Below are 19,467 nucleotides of genomic sequence, written 5' to 3'. Positions count from 1 at the left end.
TCGGACGGCGGCGGAGCGGGCGGGCCAACGGCGGATGTCTGCCATTTCAATCGTCTTGAGTCAGTGAGATGCGGAGGCAGGCGAGGGGTTGCACGGGGCAAGTGGACCTGTAACCGGGAGGTCTTTTTAGTGCAGGGATGGGTGAAGGGGGAATTTTTTGGTGCGGAGCGCAGCTCCATTCCCGGAGTCTGGGCGCTATTGTGGTGCAGTTTCGGCTGTTGGTGCCGGCATTTATGTGCCTGGATATACAGACTATCGGCGAGAAAAGGGCCGGACTTTGCCGTCCGGCCCTTTGTGCTGGCAGGGATTCGGCCGGGAGATCAGAAGCGGTAGTTCAGGGAAACACCGGCGAGCCAGGCCGCGATATTGGTGGTCCCGCCATTGTAGTAAGTGGGTACCGGGGCTGCGGTGAACTCCTGGATCCTCTCGTCGTCACCCCACAGGTAGGCGAGGCCGCCGTCGACGCTCAGGTGCTGGTCGAACTCGTAGGTACCGCCGAAAGTCACCCAGTGGCGGTCGGTATCCGGAATGGACAGGGTGCGCCAAGTGATCGGCAGCCCGAGCGCGTTGGCGGTCTCCTCTGTCGGATTGAGGCCATCGCGCGCAGCGCCCTCGTCGTAGGCGTAGCCGATGCGCCAAGTGACCTCCTCGCAGGGGTAATATTCACCACCGATACTGAAGCGCCAGCCGCTCTCGAAGTTTTCCTCCTTGAGAGGCAGAGGGTTGAATGGCGCTCCCTGACCTGGCAGAAAAGCTTCCAAACGCTGGAAGTCGTCCCAGTCGGTATAGGTGGCGCCCAAGGCAATGCCCCAGTTCTGGTTGAACTTGTGGTAGAGGCCCAGTTCCCAGTAGTCCGGCAGATCCAAGGTCAGGTTGCCGTCGACATCGTCAAACGGCGCCAGCGGGCTTGGAAGAAGGTCAGAGCTTACGTCTCCATCCAGCTTGGGATCGAAATCCGCGTGATAGGACAGCCCCAGCCGGGTACTTGGGGTGATATTCCACAGGGCGCCGATGCTCCAGCTCACATCCCAGTCGTCGCCTTCGAGTTTCAGGATCTGGGCGCCGGAGAGGGGGAAGGGGAGGACGGCATCCAGCGGGAAGTCGTCGGGCACTCTGGTTTTCAGTTCGGCGTCGGCATAGAGGAAATTGACCGCCAGGCCGATACTGAATATATCCTGATAGTTGTAAGCCACTGACGGCGCGATATTGACTGTCAGCAGTTCTGTCTTGTCGGCGATATTGAGTACCAACGAGTCGCTGTCAAAATCGGTCTCCAGGCCGTAGTTGGTATACATGGCCAGGCCAAAGGACCAGCAGTCGTCGATAGGCACCGCCAAGTAGGCGTTCGGTACAAAGGCGCTGCTGGCGTAGTCGTTATCTTCCTCATGGAAGGGGCCGACTTCGACAACGCCGAATGGTGTATCGACGAAATAGCTGATGTCTCCCTCTGCATCGATTTCCGGATTGACGTAGGTCACGCCACCGGAAATGGTAATAGTATCGAATAGGGCGGAACCGGCGGGATTGCGGGCCAGAATTGCGGCGTTGTCGCCGATGGTGTTCTCTGCGGCAAAGGCGCGGCCGAGGCCAGAGGTGCTGGTCTCATTCAGGAAAAAGCCAGCGGCCATGGTACCGCTTGACGCGGTACTGATTGCTGCAGCCAAAATGGCCCGACGCAGAATTATCTTGTTCATGAGGTCCCACTCTTTTATCGCTGTTAATACATTGAGAAAAGCTTTTTACAAAGCTCCCCACTTTCGCAAAGTAAATCCTGGTGCGGAAAGTTTAGCAGTCACGATCTTTCGCGCCAGAAGAAAACGGCGACTTTATATCGGTAAAAAGCCAAAAAATCCATGCGGGAGCACAGTTTTTTTGATTCTTTAGACGGAAGGAAGGATTTTATTGGCCGGCGGAGATGTTTTTTCCGTCTATGGATAATTTGGTCAAGGAGATTTGGTAGCTTTTGCCATCCTCCTCTTGCATCAATTTGACCAGTGCGTAATCCCACTTGGGGGCAAACCAGATACTGGTTTCTCTATCTGAATCTCCGTCGCGCACCCGCTGTACTTTAATGGTCTCTATTTCCCCGAGAGGCGTCTGCAGCAGCTCCTTGCCAACCACGGAGAATTCATATTCACGGATACGTTTGCCATCGGCCACCTTGTAGCTCAGTGTCTCTTTCCCGGTAGCGACATCCAGCGCCAGCTGCAACTGGTAACTCAGTTTGTCCTGAATGTGATTGGGCACATTCTCCAGGGTGCGGCTTTTGTCGGAAACATTGACCACCCTGCCTTGCTCAAAATTCAGGACTGTGTGGCGGTCTTTGCCCAGGCCGGTTTTGTGATATTCGTAGTGGCGGGGGGACAGTTGGTTGTTCGCGGCGATAAACCGGGAATATTCGCGGATGTCGGCGAACAGGGAGTGGGCGTTGAAATCGAGTCGCCAGTTGCCTCCGCTACCGGATAGCTCCCGTGTGGCGGTGACGCCAATGCCGCTGTACTTGGCGGCATAGGTGGCGGTAAAAGGTTTCAGTTTGGGTTCCTGCGCCAGCGCGAAACCGGCGAACACGGCAGAGATAAGGAAGGCGATAAGACGTAACGGCACGGTGACCTCCGGATGTCCAAACCCCCGCCACGATAAGTCGATCAACCGGTCCGCGGCGGTGTGTTAACAAGCCCCAGTAATTTTTTTGCCACTGCGCGGCAGCAGTTCGCCGTCCAGTTCCGAGCGGTCCTCCACCATGCGCAGCCGGCCCTGGGCAAACCAGGTTACCGCCAGCGGGTAGATCTTATGCTCCTGTACCTGCACGCGTTTTGCAAGTAGCTCGGCGCTGTCCTCCGCCTGAACGGGGACCAGGGCCTGCACAATGGCGGGGCCGCCGTCCAGCTCCTCGGTTACAAAGTGCACTGTGGCACCGTGGTCGCTGTCGCCGGCCTCCAGCGCCCGCTGGTGGGTATGCAAACCCTGGTATTTGGGCAGCAGGGAGGGGTGAATGTTCAACAGGCGGCCGCTGTAGTGGCGCACGAACTCGGGGGTGAGGATGCGCATAAAGCCTGCCAGTACCACCAGGTCGGGATTGTGGCGGTCGATTTCGGCCATCAGCGCGCTGTCGAACGACTCCCGGTTGAGGTAGTCCCGGTGGTCCACTACCGACGCGGGGATGCCGGCTTCGGCTGCGCGGACCAGGCCGTAGGCCCCGGGTCTATTACTGACCACAGCGCAAATGGAGAATTCGGCACGCTCGCCGGCGGCGTCGATCAGCGCCTGCAGATTGGTGCCGCTGCCGGAAACCAGTACCGCGACTCTACACAGCTTCCGCGACATTAGAGTCCCGCCAGTTCGACAGCTTCACCATCTTTTGCCTCGATGGAACCGATAACGCAGGCCTTTTCACCCAGCTGTCTCAGGGTTTCCAGAGCCGGGTCGGCAGCGTCCGCGGGCACGCAGATCACCATACCCACGCCGCAGTTGAAGGTGCGGTACATCTCGCGGAGATCGATATTGCCCGCCTCGCGCAGCCAGCGGAATACCGGGGGCATCTGCCAGTTGCCGGTGTCGATGACGGCCCGGGTGTCCTCGGGCAGGACCCGCGGCAGGTTTTCCAACAGGCCGCCGCCGGTAATATGGCTGAGGGCGTTGACCTGGACGCTCTTCATCAGTTGCAGCAGGTTCTTTACATAGATGCGGGTCGGCGCCATCAGCGCGCGGGCGAGGGTGGTGTCACCCATCTCCTGCTCCAGGTGGGCGCCGCTGATCTCCAGCACCTTGCGGATCAGGGAGTAGCCGTTGGAATGGGGGCCGCTGGAGGCCAGGCCGATCAGCTTGTCGCCGGCGGCGACTTTACTGCCGTCGATGATTTCGGATTTCTCCACCACACCCACGCAGAAGCCGGCCAGGTCGTAGTCGTCACCCTCGTACATGCCCGGCATTTCCGCGGTCTCACCGCCCACCAGGGCACAGCCTGCAAGCTCACAGCCGCGGCCGATGCCGGTCACCACCTCCGCGGCGATATCAACATTCAGCTTGCCGGTGGCGTAGTAGTCCAGGAAGAACAGCGGCTCCGCACCGGCGACCACCAGGTCGTTAACACACATGGCCACCAGGTCGATGCCAATGCTGTCGTGGATGCCCAGGTCCATTGCCAAGCGCAGCTTGGTGCCCACGCCATCGGTACCGGAGACCAGAACCGGCTCCTTGTAGCCGCTGGGCAGCTGGCACAGGGCGCCGAAACCGCCCAGTCCGCCCATTACCTCGGGCCGCTGGGTGCGCTTGGCGACGTGCTTGATGCGCTCCACCAGGGCGTTGCCCGCATCGATATCGACACCGGCGTCTTTGTAGCTGAGGGAATGGGGTTTGGAATCGCTCATGGTTCATCCCGCAATGGACTTTCGGAGGGCGCGTATTCTAGTGGAAAACCTGCCGAATATGCGAGCCAGCCCGCATTTCTCACAAACGGCCCGCGGCGGCGGCCCCAGACCGTTTGTGAGAAATGCGGACTAGAGACTGGGAGAAAAAGCCGACACTGATACAATAGCCGCAAATTGGCCGCTTCCACGGCAGCCGTCCATAGAAGTCTGAAGAGAGAAAACAGATGCGAACACCGCTCCGGCTCTGCTCGCTACCATTGGCATTGCTACTCTGGGTGCTGGCCCTACCGGCCCAGGCCCGCGTGGTGCCGGACCTCTACGAAGTGGTGGAGGCTGTGCCCAGCCGCGGCACCACCGACCGCACCGCGGCCAGCAGCCGCGGGCTGGAGCGCGTGTTCGTGCGGGTTACCGGCGACGCCGCTATCGGCAGCAATCCGCGCCTGCAGCCGGTGCTGCAGCGGGCTCAGCGGTATGTACAGAGCTACCGCTACGAGACCGAGGACAACCAGCTTTACCTGCATCTTTCCTACGAACCCCAGGCCATCTCCGAGCAGGTGCATAAACTGCAATTGCCCATGTGGCCCAACAACCGCCCCGGTACCCTGGTGTGGATGGCGGTGGACACCCTGAGCGACGGGCGCAGTGTCCTGCGCCAGGAAGACTACCCGGAACTCTTCGCGGTACTGGACAGTCTCGCCATTGAGCGCGGCCTGCCGGTGGAATTCCCGGTGATGGACCTGAACGACCAGCGTAACATGCCCCTCGGTGAGCTCTGGGCCCAAGACGAGCAGGCCGCGGAACGCGCCGGCGTACGCTACGGGCCGGATGCCACCCTGATGGGCCGCCTGTTGCAGACCTCTGGCGAGCGCTGGCAGGCCAACTGGCTGCTGATCCATGGCGGCCGCAGCTACGCCTTCGATGCCAGCGGCGACTCTATGGAAGAGGTTGCCCTGCGGGGCATCAACGAAGCCGCCGATCTCCTGGCCCAGCGCTACGCCGTGCGCTCCGACAGCACCAGCCAGCAGAGTGCGGTGGTCCTGGAACTCTCCGGTATCGACAGCTTCGCCGACTACACCGAAGCCTCCAGGTACCTGCAGGAGCTGGCTGTGGTCAGCAGCGCGGGCCTGCTGTCGATCAACGGTGACCGCATGCGGGTGGCTCTCACCACCTCCTCGCGGCTGCAAAACCTGCAGGATGCCCTGGCCCTGAACCGCAGGTTGCAGGCGCAGGCGGACGAAGGCCCCATCGATCTCAGCGGCTATCGCGCGCCACTCGGCAGCGCGGAGCACCCGTTGCGCTACCACTGGCGTTGAGATGACCGCGGAAAAAGGTGTGCCGCAGCAGCTTCCGCTGGGAATATCCCTGCGGGACGACGCCACTTTTGCCAACTTCTACCTGGCCCACGCCGATCCCAATCTCCAGGTCGTAGAAGCCTTGCAGCGATTTGCCGAAGGCGGGGGTGGTGATACGGCGCTCTACCTCTGGGGCGAAGCCGGCAGCGGTGTCAGCCACCTGCTGCAGTCCGCCTGTCTGCACGCCGAGGCCAACCGGCGCAGCTTCCAGTACCTGCCGCTGGCAGAGCTCCTGGACATGGACCCCGCCCCTATCCTCGACGGCCTGGAACAGCTGGAACTGGTCTGCATCGACGATCTGCACCGGCTCGAACAGCAGCCCCACTGGCAGACCGCGCTGTTTCATTTATACAACCGGGTGAGAGACGGCGGCGGCCAGCTGCTGCTCGGCGCCCGCCAATCCCCTCGCGGCCTGGACATAGCGCTGGCCGACCTCCGTTCCCGCCTGCAGTGGGGGCTCATCTACCAGCTGCAGCCCCTCAACGACCGCGACAAAATTGCCGCCCTGCGCCGGCGCAGCCGCCTGCGCGGCTTCGATCTCCCGGAAGACGTGGCGCAATATATCCTCCACCGCGCGCCGCGGGGCACCCGGGCTCTGTTCCTCTGCCTGGAACAGCTGGATCGCGCTTCGCTGATGGCGAAGCGGAAGATCACCATTCCTTTTGTCAAGGAAGTGTTGGGAATCTGACAGCGGCGGACTATTTCTCCGGCGCCACCAGCGCACCGTAGACCAGTGCGCTGCTTTCCGTATCGATGTTCTGCAGTGCCGGGTCCTCCCAACGATCAGCTTGCCGCGGCAAGCCGTGTCAGGCGGTGGGATAGCATGGTGGCTCCAGTTATTGGTTATCTTTGGTGCAGTTTCACAATCGTAATTGAATACAGGTCTTGTGTAAGGCGAATATGAAAAAATTCTAATCTTAACCTGGCAGCTGTGGCTTTAATGGTTCTGCAGGTACAGCCCGCCCCCAGCATTCAACCGCTATTTCCTATTTCGAACAGGTCGCGATTGCGGGGGTAGTAGTCGTGGGCGTAGTCCAGTTCCCCTGGTGAATCGGCAAAGAGGGTGGCCAGGGATTGGCGCGCGGTGATGGCGTCGCCGACCTTGGCCAGGCGGGTGAGCCGCCGGTTGTCCATGGCCGCCACTGTCGGAAAAGCCGATGCTGCCGACGGGCAGCACCGCCTGGCCGACGGTATTCAGGGTGGCGATAATGGTTTTTTCCCCGGCCTGGATCTGCAGGCGGGTGTTGGCGGTAAACCCTTCGGCGCGACAAATATCACTGTCGCTGCGCATATACACCACCGCTTCCTCGTGGGTGTCTATCCCCATCCTGAAGGCTTGCAGCTGGCCGGTTTCATCCATCGCCTGCCTCGGTATCGCCGTTGCCGGATTGCGCCGGTTCACCGGAAAGAGCGGCCCGGAGCTTCCATAATGATTGGATAGGGGTCGGGCCTTAATGGCACTAAGTTGAGACCTGGGCGGCCCTGCTACCGGGGGCTTTTTGCGGGACACGCCGTGAATCCATCCCTGGAGGCTTGTCCGCGAGGTCCCTCTCGCAGACAGTCCCGCAAAAAGCCCCCGGCATCAGGTCCTTCGCATCATAGCTATCGCTTAACTTAGTGCCATTTGTAGTGCCATTTGGGTCGGGCCTGTTTTTGTCGCTATTGAATTCTAGTTGGAATGCACGGGTTGGCCTTTAATTCCGAGATACCAGAGGGGCGAGGTACTGGTTATGCAGAATTTTCATAACATCCTGTTTGTCAGCCACGCGATCGGCGATGAGAGCGGCAGCTTGATGCAGGCGCTCAGCGTTGCGCGCAATAACCGCGCACCGGTGAAGGTGGTGGTAGTCTGCCCGGATTTGCCGGAGGAGTTCGGGGAATACAAACGGGTGTATATGGATGCCCTCTCGGAGCGGGTGAGGGAATCTGTGAAAAACGTCCTCGGTTCGCTGAAGCTTGGTGAGGATGAGCTGGAGGTGGATATCGAGGTGGACTGCGGCAGCACCCCCGCCGAGCGCGTTATCCACCGGGTGCAGCGCGACGATTACGACCTGGTGGTCAAGAGTGTAGAGGGGAAGAAGCAGCGTGCGGGATTCAAGGCGATGGATATGGAGTTGCTGCGCAAGTGCCCCTGTCCAGTATGGCTGTGCCGTCCGGCCAAGCACTCTCCGGGCGATATCCGCGTAGCCGTGGCCGTGGACCCGGATTGCAAGGAACCCAATAGCTACGACCTGGCGATACGCCTGCTGCGGCTGTCGCACTCGCTGGCCGACAGTTGTAGCGACGAACTGCATATTATCTCCTGCTGGGATTACGACGTGGACGCCTACCTGCGCCGCAATTTCCCCATCAATGTCTCTGACGAGCAGCTGAACCGTGCAACTGAATCGGCGAGATCCAAACACCGCTCAAAGCTCGATGTACTGATCAATGCGGCGGGTATCGGCGATGTGTTGGATATCCACCACGCCATCGCCCGCCCGGACCGTTTTATCCCACTGGTAATCGAAGAGAAAAAAATCGACCTCCTGGTGATGGGAACGGTGGGGCGTACCGGTATCCCCGGATTTATCATGGGCAATACCGCGGAAAATATCCTGCAGAAAATCAGCTGTTCGCTGTTGGCGTTGAAACCCCGTGGCTATGTGTCGCCGGTGAAGGTCTATTGAAGGAGGGCGTTGACGGGGGATGCGGGCCGCGCAAGGCGGCCCGCGGAGTTGGGATTACTGTTGGGACTGCTGTGTCTTCACAGCGGCGACCCACTCGTCCACCAGCTCCTCCAGCACATCTAGCGGCACGGCGCCGTTGGCCAGGACGGTGTCGTGGAAGGCGCGGATGTCGAACTGGTCGCCCAGCTCGTTTTTGGCTTTCTCCCGCAGCTCCACGATCTTCAGCATGCCAATCTTGTAGGCGGTGGCCTGCGACGGCATCACGATATAGCGCTCGATCGCCTTGACCACGTCCCCCTGCGGGTTGGGGCTGTTTTCCCCCAACCAGCCGATGGCCTGTTCGCGGCTCCACTTCTTGCTGTGGATACCGGTATCCACCACCAGCCGGCAGGCGCGCCAGAGTTCCATGGCCAGGCGGCCGAAGTCGGAGTAGGGATCTTTATAGAAACCCATTTCCTTCGGCACCATCTCCGAGTAGAGCCCCCAGCCCTCGATATAGGCGGTGTAGCCGCCGAATTTGCGGAACTTGGGAATCCCCTCCAGTTCCTGGGCGATGGAAAGCTGCATATGGTGGCCGGGAATGCCCTCGTGGTAGGCCAGCGCCTCCATCTGGTAAGTGGGCATATCCTTCATGTTGTACAGGTTGGCGTAGTAGATGCCCGGACGCGAGCCGTCGGGGGCAGGGCGCTGGTAGAAGGCTTTGCCGGCGGATTGTTCGCGGAAGGGTTCCACCGCCTTGACGACCAGGTCGGCCTTGGGCTTGGTGATAAACAGCTCGTCCAGGCGGCCCTTCATGGTCTCGATCAGTTCAGTAGCCTCCTTCAGGTAGCGCTGCTTGCCCTCCTCGGTGTTCGGGTAATAGAACTGTTCGTCGGTGCGCATGAATTCGAAGAAGTCCTGCAGGCTTCCCTCGAATCCCACCTTTTTCATGATCCCGCGCATTTCGTCGTGGATGCGCTCCACTTCCTTCAGGCCGATCTGGTGGATCTCGTCGGCGCTGAGGTCGGTAGTGGTGGTGCGCTTCAGGGCGAAGGCATAGAAGTCGTCGCCGTTGGGGAATTTCCAGGCGCCGTCGTCGGTGGTGGCCTGTTGTTGCAGTTCGCCCATGTAATCGATCAGGTTTTCGTAGGCGGGCTTGGCACTGCCCAGCAGCGCTTTGCGGGCCTGTTCGATCAGTGCGGTTTTCTGTTCGTCGGGGATATCCAGTGCATCGACCTTGCCCTTGAAGTCGGCGAACAGGGTGCTGTCTTTCCCCTCCTCAAAGGGAGCGCCGGTGATCAGGTTGCGGCTGTCGTTGATCACGTAGGGGAAGACGAATTTGGGGGCGATGATACCGGCCTTGGCGCGCTCCTTGAGGTTCGCGATCAGCTGCTCGAAGTGTTTGGGCAGATTGTTGAGGCGCGCGATATAGGCGTTGGCGTCGTTGGCGTTGTCGATACGGTGCTGGTTGATCAGCAGCGAGGGCACTTCCGAGTGGGTGCCGAACATCTGGTTGACCGGGTAGTTGTACAGGCGCCACTTATAACCCTCGATATCCATCTCCAGATTGCGCTTGAGCAGAGAGAGGCTGAGGCGGGTGGCATCGTCCAGCTCGGCGGGATCGAGCTTGTTCAGCTCGGCCAACTGGCGCTTGTTGATATCATTGGTTTCGGCCTCGAATTTCGGCGATAGGTCGTCCCACTTGCCGTAGTCCTCCTTGATGCCCAGGAAAGTCTTGAATTCGGGGCTGCGGTCGAGGTGCTCCTGGAAAAAGTCCTCGAACATCTGGTTGGTCCGTGCGATAGCTTCGGCGTTGGGCTGGGTGGCTTTGCTATCTGTCGCTGTGTTCTCTGCTTTCTCAACGGTGGTGGTGTCGATAGCCTGTTCGGTGGCACTGGATTCCCGCCCCCGGTCACAGCCTGTCATCACCAGCACGCTTATGGCGGCGGCGATCAGGGTCTTGTTCAACTTCATGGTGGTGTTCCGGTCAAAGTCAAAAGCGTTGTTTTGTTTTGGGGTTCCGCATGAAAAAAGCGGGCACTGGGCCCGCTTGTTCCGACTGCCGTTATCAGGCGAAGTTCTGGTTGACGAAGTCCCAGTTCACCAGGCTCCAGAAGGCTTCGAGATATTTGGGGCGCAGGTTGCGGTAGTCGATGTAGTAGGCGTGCTCCCAGACATCGCAGGTAAGCAGGGCAGTCTGGTCCGAATCGGTCAGCGGGGTGCCGGCGTTGGAGGTGTTGACGATAGCCACAGAGCCGTCGCTCTTCTTCACCAGCCAAGTCCAGCCGGAGCCGAAGTTATTCACCGCGCTGTTGGAGAACTCCTCCTTGAACTTGTCGAAGGAGCCGAAAGCGGCGTTGATGGCCTCGGCCACTGCACCGGTGGGCTCGCCGCCGCCGTTGGGGCTCAAGCAGTTCCAGTAGAAGGTGTGGTTCCAGACTTGCGCGGCGTTGTTGAACACGCCGCCGGAGGAGGATTTGATCACCTCTTCCAGGGACTTGCCGGCCTCTGCGGTGCCTTCCAGCAGGCCGTTCAATTTGTCTACATAGGTCTTGTGGTGTTTGCCGTAGTGATACTCCAGAGTTTCCTCGGAGATGTGTGGTTCCAGGGCATTCTTCGCATAGGGGAGTTCGGGCAATTCGAAAGCCATGGTGTCTTCCTTCCTTTGTCTTAGGTTGTTGGTGGGGGCATTCTACACGCGTGGAGAGGCATTATTAACCCGGCGCGTGGTCGATAAGAGTAGTGGGGGCTGGTTCCGCAAAGACAAGCGTGTGGGCTAGGCTTTAGCTAAACCGATTACTTTTTCGTCAATTTTTTGGTATAACTGCCGCTGAATTCGACTAATCACAGAGCATGCGTATCGGCGATCCCGCCGCGCGCCTGTCAACACCGGATATGTCAACCATGCAACGCAGAGAGCCTACACTGGACGGCACCAGCGCAGCCGTAGAACCCCAACTGGAGCGCCCCATCGGCCGCTCCTTCCGCGAGCCGGCCGCCGAGCCGGAAGAGCGCAGCGGTGGCGGTGGTGTGTCCATGCTCGCAGTAGTGGCCCTGATCCTGGCGCTCGCCGGCCTGGGGGCCGCCGCCTTCCTGTACAACCAGTGGCAGCTCAGCCGCGTGGCACTGGTGGATGCGGAGAGCCGTATCGTCGAACTGGAGAAGCGCTTCGAAATGTCTGACGAGGAGTCCTCGGCCTCGGTGGAGGTGCTGAACGCCAAGGCGAAGGAGAATTCCTCGGAGATCCGCAAGCTGTGGGGCGTGGCCTATGACACCAACCGCAAGAACATCGCCGCCAATACGGGCGCCGCAGCCGCCAACAAGAAGCAGCTGGCCAGCCTGGCCTCCCAGGTCAAGGGCATGGAGTCCAGCGTGAAGAAGATCGCCGCGGTGGAGTCCTCGCTGACGGAACTGCGCAAGTCCAATACCGAAAGCCAGCGTGAACTCAAGGACTCCCTCGCCCGCCTGGAGCGCCAGCTGGCCTCAGTGCGCAGCGACCTGACTGCGCGGGTGGGGGCCAACGAGGAGGCTGTGGAGTCCATCGACGCCTACCGTCGGTCGGTGAACCGGGACCTGGTGCAACTGCGCGATGCTATCCGCAGCCTGCAGTCCGGCTCCGCTACTGCTTCCACTCCCTGACCGCATCCCGAGCCATATCATAGGTAGGGCGAACCTTGGTTCGCCCTTTTTCGTGGAACCACTCGGGCGAACACAGGCTTTCCCCCTCTGGATCCAATCCCCGCCAAAGTCCCACAATTCGTGTAAAATCGCCGCCTTCGAGATGTTACACCGGAGCCGGCCATGACCACTATCCGCCAGGATGACCTTATCAACAGCGTCGCCGATGCGCTGCAGTTTATCTCCTATTACCACCCACAGGATTTCATTCAGGCCCTGCACAAGGCCTACGAGAAGGAAGCCAACCCGGCGGCGAGGGACGCCATGGCGCAGATTCTGATCAATTCCCGTATGTGCGCCGAGGGCCACCGTCCCATCTGCCAGGATACCGGCATTGTGACCGTCAAGCTGAAAGTGGGCATGAATGTGCGCTGGGATGCGGAGATGAGCGTGACCGATATGGTCAACGAGGGCGTACGCCGCGCCTACCAGTTTTCCGACAATGTACTGCGCGCCTCAATCCTCGAGGATCCGGACGGCGCGCGCAGGAACACCGGCGACAACACCCCGGCGGTGATTCACTACGAGATAGTTCCCGGCGATACCGTCGAGGTCTATGTCGCCGCCAAGGGCGGCGGCAGTGAAGCCAAGAGCAAATTCGCGATGCTGAATCCCTCCGACTCGGTAGTCGAATGGGTGCTGGAGATGGTGCCGAAGATGGGGGCTGGCTGGTGCCCGCCGGGCATGCTCGGTATCGGCGTCGGCGGTACCGCGGAGAAGGCCATGCTGCTGGCCAAGGAGTCGCTGCTCGATCCCATCGATATCCAGGAACTGCAAGAGCGCGGGACCTCCAATCGGGCCGAAGAACTGCGCTTGGAGCTGTACGACAAGGTCAACCGGCTCGGCATCGGCGCCCAGGGCCTCGGCGGCCTCACCACGGTGCTGGATGTCAAGGTCAGGGACTACCCGACCCACGCCGCCAACAAGGCGGTGGCGATCATTCCCAACTGCGCTGCCACCCGCCACACCCACTTCACCCTCGATGGCTCGGGCCCGGCGCGTCAGGTCCCGCCGAAGCTTGAAGACTGGCCGCAGGTGGCGCGGGAAGCCGGTGGCAACACCCGCCGCGTAAACCTGGATACGGTGACCCGCGAGGACGTGCTCAGCTGGCAGCCGGGGGAGACCTTGCTGCTGAACGGCAAAATGCTCACCGGCCGCGACGCCGCCCACAAGAAAATGGTGGATATCCTCGCCGGGGGCGAGTCCCTGCCGGTGGACCTGGCGGGCCGCTTTATCTACTACGTGGGCCCGGTGGACCCGGTGCGCGAGGAAGTGGTCGGTCCCGCCGGCCCCACCACCGCCACGCGTATGGACAAGTTCACCCGCACCATGCTGGAGGAGACCGGTCTGTTGGGAATGATCGGCAAGGCCGAGCGCGGCCCCACGGCGATTGAGGCGATCCGCGACAACCGGGCCGTCTACCTGATGGCCGTGGGGGGCGCAGCTTACCTGGTGGCCCAGGCCATCAAGGACGCCAAAGTCGTCGCCTTCCCGGAATTGGGAATGGAGGCCATCTACGAGTTCCAGGTGGAGGATATGCCGGTAACCGTGGCGGTGGACAGCCAGGGCGAATCGGTACACAACACCGGACCGCTGATCTGGAAGGAAAAAATCGCCGCCGGCGAGGTGGCGGTAAAATAATTCCCAAGGAGCGCGGAACTCCAGCTCTGCTTATGGGTCGGAAAGGGCGCTAAATTAAAGTTCCGGTGACCTGTCACCGGCGGCTGTTTGCGGGACACGCTGTGAATACTTCCCCGTAGCCCATCGCGGTCATTCGTGGCCGCGATGGTCCCGTAAGCAGCCACCGGCATCAGGGCCTCGTATTGCGGCCCGTGGTCGCTCATTCAGTTTAAATATTTCTTCGCTTTTTTTAGCACTCTGTCCCATTTGCTTGGGGCAAAACCAAATAAAATTGGTTTTCTGTCGGTTCGCTTGTTTCCACACAAAGCGGCGGGTAGAGTGGGGCGCAACTCAATAAATAATAATTGATAGGAGCTACCCCATGACTGATCTCGCCCAGCAAAAATGTGAAGCCTGCCGAGCTGACGCACCGCTGGTCAGTGACGAAGAACTGGCGGAATTGTTGCGGGAAATCCCCGACTGGACCCCGGTCTCCCGCGACGGAATTATGCAATTGGAGCGGGTGTTCAAATTCCGCAATTTCAAGCAGGCGCTGGCATTTACCAACCGCGTGGGCGAGATTGCGGAAGAGGCTGGTCACCATCCTGCACTGTTGACTGAGTGGGGTAAGGTCACTGTGACCTGGTGGAGCCACGAGGCCAAAGGGTTGCACAAGAACGACTTTATTCTGGCCGCGCGCACCGACCGACAACTGGAAGCGGAGTAGCAACGAGCCTCCCGGCTGGCGCTTCGTTTTTTGTTTAACCTGACTCCGTGACTTCAGGGCGGATGCAGAGTGCAAGATATTGGCGTCACAGTGGATTTTCCGAAGGAGTGGCGTATCCGGGACTACGTCCGACTGAGGAAAATTCGCTGTGGCGTCAAAAGCTTGTGCTCTGCGCCGTCATGACGTCAAGGATTCAGGTTTAATGTACCAAACGGGGCTGCCATGTTGAGAATGAAATCGAGCTGTGAACGCTGCGGCGTTCGACTGGGGCTGGCTGACCGGGCCTATATCTGTTCCTACGAATGCACTTTCTGCCCGCAGTGCAAAGAGGCGCTGAAACACAGCTGTCCAAACTGCCAGGGCCAGTTGGCGCAGCGTCCGACTCGCACCAGTTCACCGACAGAAGTGCCGGACCACGGCTTTAAAGCCAAATTGCAGAGACTCTTACCGTGATGCTGTTCTTTCTCGCCAATTCGGTGAAGACCGGGGTGGTGACGAAAATCCTGTAACCGCGGTCGGATAAAGCCCTTGTAGGAGCGGCCGTTGGCTGCGAACGGCATTGTCGTTGGCGATGCAGGTCGCGGCCAACGGCGGATGGCCGCCCCGCCGCTCCTACAGAAGGTTTTCCCTGGCCTTCTGTGCCCAGAGCAGAAATTCCCGGTTGCCGTCCCCGCCCTTGATGGGGCTGTCGATATAGGCCTCCACTTCCAGTCCCAGCGATTCGCACAGGGTGGTGATTTTCTCCCGCACCTGGGGATAGAGCTTTTCGTCCCGCACCAGCCCGCCCTTGCCGATATGTTCCGGCCCCACTTCGAACTGGGGTTTTACCAGGCCGAGCAGGTGACCGCCGGGTTTCGACAGTGCCGGCAGGCGGGGCAGTATCAGGGTCTGGGAGATAAACGACACGTCCATCACAATGGCGTCGAAACCATCGTTGCCATAGGGCGCCAGTTGCGCGGCCTCCAGATTGCGAGCATTCACGCCCTCGAACAGTCGCATGCGGGGATCATCGCGCAGTTTCTGTGCCAATTGACCGCGCCCCACGTCCACACCCACTACCAGTTCCGCGCCGCGCTGTAGCAGGCAGTCGCTGAAGCCGCCAGTGGAGCAGCCCACGTCCAGCACGCGCCAGCCGCGCGGGTCCAGCCCTGTATAGTCCAGGATTGCCGCCAGCTTGAGCCCGGCGCGGGAGACATAGCGGTCTTCCGGCAACGGCTCCACCCGCAGCTCCCAGTCCTCGCCCACCGGTTGCCCGGCTTTCTGTGCCGGTTGCCAGCCGGCGCCACCGGCGAGCCATACCCGGCCGGCATCCACCAGCTTCTTGGCATGGGTGCGAGAGCTGGCCAGGTGGCGCTGTACCAGTAGCAGATCCAGTCGAGTCATAAATGGTTATGAGTTTCTGTCGGCATGATGGATGAAGTGGATGCCATCCTAACCTCCGCCCACGCCGTTGAGAAGCTCTATGCTTAGTGGATACGGGAGGTTGGCGGTAGATGGCGAAAGGCGTTCTGGGCAAATTCAGGGTTCGCAAGGGGAGAGTTTTCCAGGCACCTCTGGAGGGAGCCTTTGGGCGCCTGGTAACGCCTTTCGAGGAGTTTATTCACCGCCAGAGCAGCAGCGGCCTGCTGTTGATAACCTGCGCGGTGATTGCCCTGATCATAGCCAATTCCCCACTGCAGGAAGGCTATGAACACCTGCTGGAACTACCCGTCAGCCTGAATGCCGGCGACTGGGACTTCTCCCTCAGCCTGCACCATTGGATCAACGACGGTCTGATGGCCATCTTCTTCTTTCTCGTCGGCCTGGAACTCAAGCGCGAGTTTCTGGTGGGCGAGCTGTCGGACCTGAAACATGCGGTGCTGCCGGTGATGGCGGCCGTCGGTGGCATGCTGGTGCCGGCGCTGATCTACGCAGCTTTCAACAGCGGTACCGAGGGGGCGCGGGGTTGGGGAATCCCCATGGCCACGGATATCGCCTTCGCGGTGGGCTGTATCGCCCTGCTGGGCAATCGGGTGCCGCGGGCGGTGGTGACCTTCCTGGTGGCGCTGGCCATCGTCGATGACTTGGGCGCGATACTGGTGATCGCCATTTGGTACACCGATAGCGTCAATATGGTGGCGCTGGCGGTGGCGGGTATATTGGTGGTAATCCTCTGGTTGCTGAAATTCGCCGGCGTCCGTCGCTCTCCCGCGTATATCTTTGTGGGGGTTTTACTCTGGTACGAGCTGCATATCACCGGTGTGCACGCCACCCTGGCGGGGGTGGTCACCGCCATGGCCATCCCGGCCCGGCCGAAATACGATCCGGTGGCATTCAGCACTTTCGTCAAGGATATTATCCGCAGCTTTGACCGCTGCTTTCGCCCCGGGGACAGGATCATCGCCAACGATGCCCTGCGCGCGCGGGTGAACGCGCTGGGCAAAGGAGTCAGTATGGCGCAGTCGCCATTGCAGCGCATGGAAACACGCCTGCATATACCGGTGGCTTTCCTGGTGATCCCCATTTTTGCCCTGGCCAATGCCGGCATTCCCGTGGACAGCTTTACCAGTACCACCGCGGTGTTCAATCCGGTGACCCTGGGGGTGATCTGCGGTTTGGTGCTGGGCAAGCTGGTGGGCATCGTCGGCGCCACCTGGTTGGGTTGGAAGCTGGGGTTTGGCACGCTGCCCACCGCCGCCAGCTTTCACCATATTGTCGGCGTGGCGCTGTTGGGAGGGATCGGCTTTACCATGTCAATCTTTATTTCCGAACTGGCTTTTCCCGGTAATCCGGAATTGCTGGTGCAGGCCAAGGCCGGTGTATTGCTAGCGTCGGTGATCGCCGGCATTGCGGGTTTCCTGGTATTGCGCAGGGCGCCGGTGTCGGAGGAATTCGAACCGGAAGAAGAGGAGATCGAGCAACGGAGGGAGGAGGGCTAGGCCAGTATAGCGGGGTTGATTAAGAGGGCGGCATTGGCAGCCGGCCGTCCACTTCGAACTGGCTGCGGGCAAATTGGTAGAGGCGGCTACCCACCTTGAACTCGACGCGATCGATAGTGGCTTGGGAATAGATACCCGTCTCCCGCGCCGGGCGCCGGCTCACCAGTGCAGTGGGATCGAAAATAGCCACGTTGATGCCGCCGCGCCGGTCCCGTGCGGAGACATACTGCGCCAGCTGCACCTCGCGCTCGCGCATTTCGCTGCCCAGAGCCTGGCTGTCATGGTAGCTCGAGGGGGAACTGAGAGACGGGTAGCGGTTGAACGGCGGCTGTTGCAGCAGTACGGCCCGCTCGCAGCTGTAGCGCAGGGTGAAGGCGGTGTGTTGGGTGTCGATGCGGTTGGGGGGCGGGGTATCCATGCCGGATAGGTACACAAAACGATAGAAGGCGCACTCCGCGAGGGCGGTATCTATCTGCACTGCGCCGTAGAATATTCCCGGCTCGAAGTGCCGGCCGAAACGGGAGCCCCAGAGCAATGGCGGGTAACGGAAGGGGGAGCCGAGCAGGTAGTGCAGGTCAGCGGCTGCCGGTGGCAGGGGCGGTTTGCTGTGGGTTTCCAGCAGTTCCTCCAGTACTGCCTGGCTCTCCAGACTGCTGGTGATCGACACCGTGGCCACTTGGCGCTGGCTTTCCACGATGCGCCAGCACTGGCCGTCCAGGGGACGGATGTAGCGCTCTCCCTGCGCCTCGGCCCAGATATTCGAGCCGTGTCCCGAGGTGCTCAAGCTGCGCCCCGAATGGCGTCCAGGTAGTTACAGGTTCGCGCGAGGCCGTCGATGCGTTGGATAAGTTCCAGCGGGCGGCCGCCCAGATGGTGGTTGTAGGTCTGCATGAAGTGGCGGATGTTGGCGGTATCGCCGCCGTTCAGCGGCACCAGGGAGCGGTAGATGCGGATCACCAGCATGGCGATTTCGCCGGTCTTGGAGCAGGGATCTATGGTGCCCCCCTGCTTGAGGCGGCCCAGGGAGGAGCGGCTAAGTCCCAGCACCGCCATCAGTTCGGTATTGCCGAGCCCGAGGGCCGCGGCGGCGCCGAAAAAGCCCTCTGCCAGGGCGTGTTCCGGATCAACCTGGATCTTGTGCATAGACCGTCTCCACTTCCACTCTGGGATAAATAGCCGCTCATTATGGGAAAAATAACCAAATAAGTCCCAAAATGCAATGGAAACTTTACCATTGCCCGTGAAGCACTCCTGGGAAAATGTCATGCTGGCGGTTCGCTGCTATCGCCGGTGTGTTGCAGCACTTCCTGTACCAGCAACTGCATGCGTTCGAAATGGCTGCCTTTCCAATAGACGCGCCGGCAGTCCCCGCATTGGAAGAACTCGTGAAAATAGCGGCGGGTATTCTCCGGCAGCAGCGGTTCCACCGCCCCCTTGCTCACCTCAGCCAGAAGGCCGTTGCAGGCGATACAGCGGGAAAAGGGGAGGGCCTTGCGCTCCAGTTGCAGCCGCTGCACCACTTCGGCCAGTTGCTGGCGCGGCCTGGTGGCGCGCACATAGTAGCCGCGTCGCAACTGCTTGCGCTTCAGCAGTTCCAGATCGCGGGTCAGCAGGATACGCCGCTGCTCGACGGAAATGCGCAGCAGCGTATCGTCGTGGTAGTCGCCGCGGAACAGGCTGTCGAACCCCAGCATGCGCAGGTAGCCGGCCAGGCGGCCCAGGTGGCAGTCGAGCACGAAGCGAGTGACGCGCAGGGGGCGCGGGCGCAGGCGGGTGACGTCGGAGATATCCAGCGCCTCGAACACCGGGTAGACGCTGACGCGGTCGCCGTCGCGCAGCCGGTAAGCGAAATCCACCGACTTGCCATTCACCAGGACCAGGTCCACCTCTGTGTGCGGCACGCCGACATTCTCGATGGCGTCCTTCACCGAGTCGGTCGGCACATACTCCCGGACGAAGGCGCGCTGGCGCCGGTGTCGCGGCAGGAAGTCGTTCAGTTCCCGGTAGAAGCGAAAGGTGACACTGGCCATAGGCAGAAAAAGGCGCCGGAGTTCAGCGCCACTGACTGAGTCTTCGCACTTTTCAGTCTAGGGCCTGTGCACACTAAATTCGATGGCTGCGACGGAGGCCGTTTTTTCGCAAGGCAAGGTGCAGTGA

General features: G+C 60.6%; 20 protein-coding genes. 9 read left to right on the top strand and 11 right to left on the bottom strand.

All coding sequences use genetic code 11. The features are described 5' to 3' along the window. Window positions 1-320 precede the first annotated feature (320 nt). From FHS09_RS13020 to purM, 4 genes are all read right to left on the bottom strand, one after another. Window positions 321-1,694 (bottom strand): OmpP1/FadL family transporter, encoded by a 1,374-nt coding sequence (locus FHS09_RS13020; protein ID WP_183460564.1) that lies wholly within the window; start codon window positions 1,692-1,694, stop codon window positions 321-323. A 205-nt stretch (window positions 1,695-1,899) separates the two neighbouring features. Next, on the bottom strand, window positions 1,900-2,604 hold the full coding sequence (locus FHS09_RS13015) for a DUF3108 domain-containing protein (RefSeq protein WP_343057480.1): 705 nt from the start codon (window positions 2,602-2,604) through the stop codon (window positions 1,900-1,902). A gap of 63 nt (window positions 2,605-2,667) precedes the next feature. After that, complete coding sequence (gene purN, locus FHS09_RS13010; protein WP_183460562.1) at window positions 2,668-3,324, bottom strand: phosphoribosylglycinamide formyltransferase; 657 nt, start codon at window positions 3,322-3,324, stop codon at window positions 2,668-2,670. Continuing rightward, window positions 3,324-4,367, bottom strand: a complete 1,044-nt coding sequence (gene purM / locus FHS09_RS13005; protein WP_183460560.1) for a phosphoribosylformylglycinamidine cyclo-ligase — start codon at window positions 4,365-4,367, stop codon at window positions 3,324-3,326. Before purM ends, purN begins: the two co-directional genes overlap by 1 nt. A 224-nt stretch (window positions 4,368-4,591) precedes the next feature. Here purM and FHS09_RS13000 point away from each other — a divergent pair, with 224 nt between their 5' ends. Both FHS09_RS13000 and hda read left to right on the top strand, forming a co-directional pair. Further along, complete coding sequence (locus tag FHS09_RS13000) at window positions 4,592-5,680, top strand: DUF2066 domain-containing protein (protein WP_183460558.1); 1,089 nt, start codon at window positions 4,592-4,594, stop codon at window positions 5,678-5,680. A 1-nt stretch (window position 5,681) separates the two neighbouring features. Continuing rightward, window positions 5,682-6,407 (top strand): DnaA regulatory inactivator Hda, encoded by a 726-nt coding sequence (hda, locus tag FHS09_RS12995; protein ID WP_183460556.1) that lies wholly within the window; start codon window positions 5,682-5,684, stop codon window positions 6,405-6,407. A 284-nt stretch (window positions 6,408-6,691) separates the two neighbouring features. On the opposite strand, the gene FHS09_RS12990 is transcribed toward hda, so the two are convergent. Beyond that, window positions 6,692-6,853: a hypothetical protein gene (locus FHS09_RS12990; protein WP_183460554.1), complete on the bottom strand. Its 162-nt coding sequence runs from the start codon at window positions 6,851-6,853 to the stop codon at window positions 6,692-6,694. Here FHS09_RS12990 and FHS09_RS12985 point away from each other — a divergent pair. Continuing rightward, window positions 6,852-7,160, top strand: a complete 309-nt coding sequence (locus FHS09_RS12985) for a hypothetical protein (protein ID WP_183460552.1) — start codon at window positions 6,852-6,854, stop codon at window positions 7,158-7,160. The genes FHS09_RS12990 and FHS09_RS12985 overlap by 2 nt on opposite strands. 289 nt (window positions 7,161-7,449) lie before the next feature. Then, on the top strand, window positions 7,450-8,388 hold the full coding sequence (locus FHS09_RS12980; RefSeq protein WP_183460550.1) for a universal stress protein: 939 nt from the start codon (window positions 7,450-7,452) through the stop codon (window positions 8,386-8,388). Window positions 8,389-8,442: 54 nt separating this feature from the next. Here the strand turns inward: FHS09_RS12980 and FHS09_RS12975 are convergent, their stop codons facing one another. Further along, on the bottom strand, window positions 8,443-10,341 hold the full coding sequence (locus tag FHS09_RS12975; RefSeq protein WP_221191992.1) for a DUF885 domain-containing protein: 1,899 nt from the start codon (window positions 10,339-10,341) through the stop codon (window positions 8,443-8,445). Between the two features lie 94 nt (window positions 10,342-10,435). Next, window positions 10,436-11,017, bottom strand: coding sequence for a superoxide dismutase [Fe] (gene sodB, locus FHS09_RS12970; protein WP_183460548.1), 582 nt, complete (start codon window positions 11,015-11,017; stop codon window positions 10,436-10,438). Window positions 11,018-11,271: 254 nt separating this feature from the next. Between sodB and FHS09_RS12965 the strand changes: the two genes are divergently transcribed. The 4 genes from FHS09_RS12965 to FHS09_RS12950 all read left to right on the top strand — a co-directional run bounded on the left by FHS09_RS12965 (window position 11,272) and on the right by FHS09_RS12950 (window position 14,845). Next, entirely contained in the window at window positions 11,272-12,006 is a 735-nt protein-coding gene (locus FHS09_RS12965) for a hypothetical protein (RefSeq protein WP_183460546.1), read from the top strand. Between the two features lie 162 nt (window positions 12,007-12,168). Next, the gene (locus tag FHS09_RS12960) at window positions 12,169-13,686 is read left to right on the top strand and encodes a fumarate hydratase (RefSeq protein WP_183460544.1); all 1,518 of its coding nucleotides are present in this window, start codon (window positions 12,169-12,171) and stop codon (window positions 13,684-13,686) included. A gap of 361 nt (window positions 13,687-14,047) precedes the next feature. Further along, window positions 14,048-14,392: a 4a-hydroxytetrahydrobiopterin dehydratase gene (locus tag FHS09_RS12955; protein WP_183460542.1), complete on the top strand. Its 345-nt coding sequence runs from the start codon at window positions 14,048-14,050 to the stop codon at window positions 14,390-14,392. Between the two features lie 222 nt (window positions 14,393-14,614). Then, the gene (locus tag FHS09_RS12950) at window positions 14,615-14,845 is read left to right on the top strand and encodes a DUF1272 domain-containing protein (protein ID WP_183460540.1); all 231 of its coding nucleotides are present in this window, start codon (window positions 14,615-14,617) and stop codon (window positions 14,843-14,845) included. A 159-nt stretch (window positions 14,846-15,004) separates the two neighbouring features. On the opposite strand, the gene FHS09_RS12945 is transcribed toward FHS09_RS12950, so the two are convergent. Continuing rightward, window positions 15,005-15,775 carry a TlyA family RNA methyltransferase gene (locus tag FHS09_RS12945; RefSeq protein WP_183460538.1) on the bottom strand — a complete coding sequence of 257 codons (771 nt, stop codon included), beginning with the start codon at window positions 15,773-15,775 and terminating at the stop codon, window positions 15,005-15,007. 110 nt (window positions 15,776-15,885) lie between these two features. On the opposite strand from FHS09_RS12945, the gene nhaA reads away from it, so the two are divergent. Next, window positions 15,886-17,310: a Na+/H+ antiporter NhaA gene (gene nhaA / locus FHS09_RS12940; protein WP_183460537.1), complete on the top strand. Its 1,425-nt coding sequence runs from the start codon at window positions 15,886-15,888 to the stop codon at window positions 17,308-17,310. Between the two features lie 19 nt (window positions 17,311-17,329). Here nhaA and FHS09_RS12935 read toward each other — a convergent pair whose 3' ends face one another. From FHS09_RS12935 to FHS09_RS12925, 3 genes are all read right to left on the bottom strand, one after another. Further along, window positions 17,330-18,094, bottom strand: a complete 765-nt coding sequence (locus FHS09_RS12935) for an RES family NAD+ phosphorylase (protein WP_221191991.1) — start codon at window positions 18,092-18,094, stop codon at window positions 17,330-17,332. Further along, window positions 18,091-18,453, bottom strand: coding sequence for an MbcA/ParS/Xre antitoxin family protein (locus FHS09_RS12930; RefSeq protein ID WP_183460535.1), 363 nt, complete (start codon window positions 18,451-18,453; stop codon window positions 18,091-18,093). Before FHS09_RS12930 ends, FHS09_RS12935 begins: the two co-directional genes overlap by 4 nt. A 119-nt stretch (window positions 18,454-18,572) precedes the next feature. Continuing rightward, window positions 18,573-19,340: a Mut7-C RNAse domain-containing protein gene (locus tag FHS09_RS12925; protein WP_183460533.1), complete on the bottom strand. Its 768-nt coding sequence runs from the start codon at window positions 19,338-19,340 to the stop codon at window positions 18,573-18,575. Between the last annotated feature and the right edge of the window lie 127 nt (window positions 19,341-19,467).

It is taken from the genome of Microbulbifer rhizosphaerae, from assembly GCF_014191725.1.
Taxonomy (GTDB): domain Bacteria; phylum Pseudomonadota; class Gammaproteobacteria; order Pseudomonadales; family Cellvibrionaceae; genus Microbulbifer; species Microbulbifer rhizosphaerae.
The sequence above is the reverse complement of the archived record's forward strand: the minus strand, read 5'-3'. Positions and strand labels throughout refer to the sequence as shown.